Source organism: Mesorhizobium sp. M7A.F.Ca.ET.027.02.1.1 (assembly GCF_004022985.1).
GTDB lineage: Bacteria > Pseudomonadota > Alphaproteobacteria > Rhizobiales > Rhizobiaceae > Mesorhizobium.
Window position 1 is genome coordinate 1 of sequence record NZ_RZOL01000547.1, and the last position, 3,204, is coordinate 3,204.

2 protein-coding genes are annotated in these 3,204 nt (G+C 59.8%); both read left to right on the top strand.

The window, feature by feature from the left end; genetic code table 11:
- Positions 1 to 229 precede the first annotated feature (229 nt).
- Positions 230 to 1,645, top strand: coding sequence for a toll/interleukin-1 receptor domain-containing protein (locus EN749_RS33075; protein WP_128364741.1), 1,416 nt, complete (start codon positions 230 to 232; stop codon positions 1,643 to 1,645).
- Positions 1,642 to 3,156 (top strand): hypothetical protein, encoded by a 1,515-nt coding sequence (locus EN749_RS33080; protein WP_189367886.1) that lies wholly within the window; start codon positions 1,642 to 1,644, stop codon positions 3,154 to 3,156. Before EN749_RS33075 ends, EN749_RS33080 begins: the two co-directional genes overlap by 4 nt.
- The last annotated feature ends 48 nt before the right edge of the window (positions 3,157 to 3,204 follow it).

The following is a 3,204-nucleotide window of genomic DNA, read 5'->3' on the forward strand; positions in this document are numbered from 1 at the left end:
CCGCAATGGACCTCATTGTCGCCTTTCGGGGCGCTTCCGTCACCGTAAGCAGCCGTCTCTCCGACTAGCCCCCGCGCGCGACTCGCCTCGATCGCAGTTGATCCCCGAAGGAGAGCCTAGGAACAAAACAAAACACGAATGTGGATAACTGCTACTAGAGTTTCTTTCTCGGGCCAGCTGACCGCAAGAATCGTAGATAATCGCAGATGTTAGGGAAAGTAGAAGCGGCATGATACGCGATACGGTCTTCATCTGTCATGCGACTCCTGACGACAATACGTTCGTCAGGTGGCTTGGCGCGCGGCTGAGCGGCCATGGCTATCGCGTCTGGGCAGACTTGTTCGAATTGAAGGGGGGAACCCCTTTCTGGGTCACGATCGAAGAGGCGCTACGGCAACGGGCGATCAAAGTCATCTTCGTAGTTTCTCGCCGGAGCGTAGACCCGGCGCGGTCTGGTGTCCGCAACGAACTCTCAGTAGCGGATGCCCTCAAGAAGTCGCTGGTCGATCCGGAGTTCATCATTCCGGTGCGGATCGACGACGTCCCGTTTGGCGATCTTCCGATACAGGTCCACCAGCTCAACGCCATCGACTTTTCGCGCGATTGGGGCGCCAGCCTTATCGAGCTGCTGGACACACTTGAGGCAGCTAACGTCCCGCGGCATCAGGATGATCGCACCGCCGAGTTCGAGGCCTGGCGCGACAGTTTCACCAGTAAAGCCGTTTTCGTCGAAGAGGCCGAAGAACGGGTCCTGACCAACTGGTTGCCCATCGCGGCGCTGCCGCCTTCCGTAAATTTCTACGAGTATGCCGGTCCCGAGGATGTGATCAGGAAGGCATTGCAGGGCGCGGGGCTGCCGCATCGGCCTTTCCACAGGCTGATCATATCTTTTCTCGACCTGGCCAGCCTGCAAGCCAGCATGCCGCCGTCCAACACGCTCTCGCTCCGGGCGCAGGTGCCGCTGGCGGATTTTCTCTCAGGCAAGACGGCGGGTGTCACTTCACCGCGCGCTGCGGACGCGCGCAATATCGCCACCCATCTTCTGCGCGAGCATGTCGAAAGCGCTCTCGTCAGCCGCGGGCTCAAGCGTTACGAAACGTCGTCCGGCGCAGCATACTATTTTCCCAAAGGTTTGGTCGCGAACGACAAGGTCGCGTACCTAGCGGCCTCGGGTAAAGCCACGAGGAAAAATGTCGTCGGCCGGAGCGAGCGACATAAGGTGTTCTGGCATCTGGCCATGAAGGTCAACGTCACGCTGGGCGACACGCCATTCGTGCGCTTCAAGCCCTATATCTGCTTCTCCGAAGACGGCCTTGCCGCCATCGCCGATGCAAAGAAAACGTCGGCGATCCGTCGGCGGTTCTGCATGAACTGGTGGAACAAGCACTGGCGGCAGTTGCAGCAGGCTTTCTGCGCATTCCTTGTCGCTGACGGTCAGAACATCCCCATCAGCCTTGGCGCTGACGAGCTGGTCCTGAACGGGTCCCTGCTTGAACTGACGGCCGCGCGCCGGATGTCGGACGATCTGGCGCTGATGGAGCCGGAGGACGCAGAAGACCCTGCCGAGTCCGAAATTGATGATTACGGGGATGACGACTTCCTTCTTGAGGAGGCCGACGAAGATGCATCGGAGGCGGCGGAATGAATGGGTGGCGTCTGGTCCATATTGACGAGCCGCAGCTGGCGTTCGGCTTTGGCCAGAAAGCGGAACATCCGAAAGATGGCCTGTTCCTGTTCGGCCCGCCGGCCTCCAACCAGAATCCGGCACGTATGGATATCGGCATCATCGGCACCACGCGGGCGGCAGCGATCTATGAAAGCTGGGTCCAGTCGATCCAGACAACGATCGCCGAACCGGAAAAAGGAAAACCCGAGAACAAGATGATGTGGCCGGGTTTTCAGGCCGTCTTCGGCATCCCTTGGCCCGCCAAGCCCTTCGCCTTCTGCCAGATCGACGGCGCAGAACTCAGCCGCCGGATACGCGGCGCTGACCGCCATGAGGCGATCTACAAGGCGGTTGACCTGTATGAAGAAGCCCTGCGCCGCTACATGCGGGAAGAAGAAGCACGGCCGCAGCTATGGTACGCGATCGTTCCCGAGGAAGTCTTCCGTTACGGGCGGCCGCAATCGAGCGTACCACGCGATATTCGCGAGCCTGCAAAGGGAGGGCTGGGTAAGCGCGTAGCGCAAAGGATTCTTCGTGAAGGCTCCCTCTTTCCCGAAGATGTCGAGGCCGCTGCAATCTATGAGTACGAGCTCAATTTTCACAACCAGTTGAAGGCGCGGCTCCTCGATACGAAACAGGTGATCCAGGTGGTTCGCGAGACGACGCTCGCGCCGCTCCTCGCTGAAGAAGACAGCCAGCGATCGTTGCAGGATCCCGCTTCGGTCGCATGGAATCTCGCCACGACGAGCTTCTACAAGTCCGGCGGGCGGCCGTGGCGTATCGCCGATGTGCGCGAAGATGTCTGCTATGTCGGACTGGTCTACAAGCGTATCGAAAACGCCAAAGGGCGCGACAATGCGTGTTGCGGCGCTCAGATGTTCCTGTCGAGTGGGGATGGCGTCGTTTTCAAAGGCGCCGTAGGCCCTTGGTATTCACAGACCAACGACCAGTACCAGCTCTCGAAGGAGAAAGCGGCCGAGCTCATGGACATGGTTGTCAAAGCTTACAACGAGATGCACGGTCGTCCGCCCGCAGAGCTTTTCATCCACGGCCAGGCCGCCTTCGGCGACGATGAGTGGGCCGGTTTTTCAAGCACGGTGCCGGAAGGCACCAAACTCGTCGGTGTGCGCATCAAGCGGCAGACCGAGATCAAACTGTTCCGCTTCGGTGACCGTCCTGTGCTGCGAGGGACGGCCATGATCGGAGGAAGCCGGAAGGCCTATCTCTGGAGCGCCGGATTCACACCTCGCCTCAATACCTATCCTGGGCGGGAGGTGCCCAACCCCCTCACCGTCGACATCGTTCGCGGCGAGGCTGACATTGAGCGCATTCTCGCCGACCTGTTGGCGCTGACCAAGCTGAACTTCAACAACGCAGGATTCTCGGACGGACTCCCTGTGACACTGCGGTTTGCGGACTTGGTCGGGGAAATTTTGACAGCAGGGCCAACCGACAACACACCGCCGCTACCATTCAAGTACTACATCTAGGCTGGGATTCGGCGCGTGCGGGATGCTGGAAGGAGCCGCTTATCGCCG

Bases quoted from the DNA above. Each gene is read 5' to 3' on its own strand.
- EN749_RS33075 (WP_128364741.1), top strand. From the start codon at position 230: ATGATACGCGATACGGTCTTCATCTGTCATGCGACTCCTGACGACAAT.
- EN749_RS33080 (WP_189367886.1), top strand. From the start codon at position 1,642: ATGAATGGGTGGCGTCTGGTCCATATTGACGAGCCGCAGCTGGCGTTC.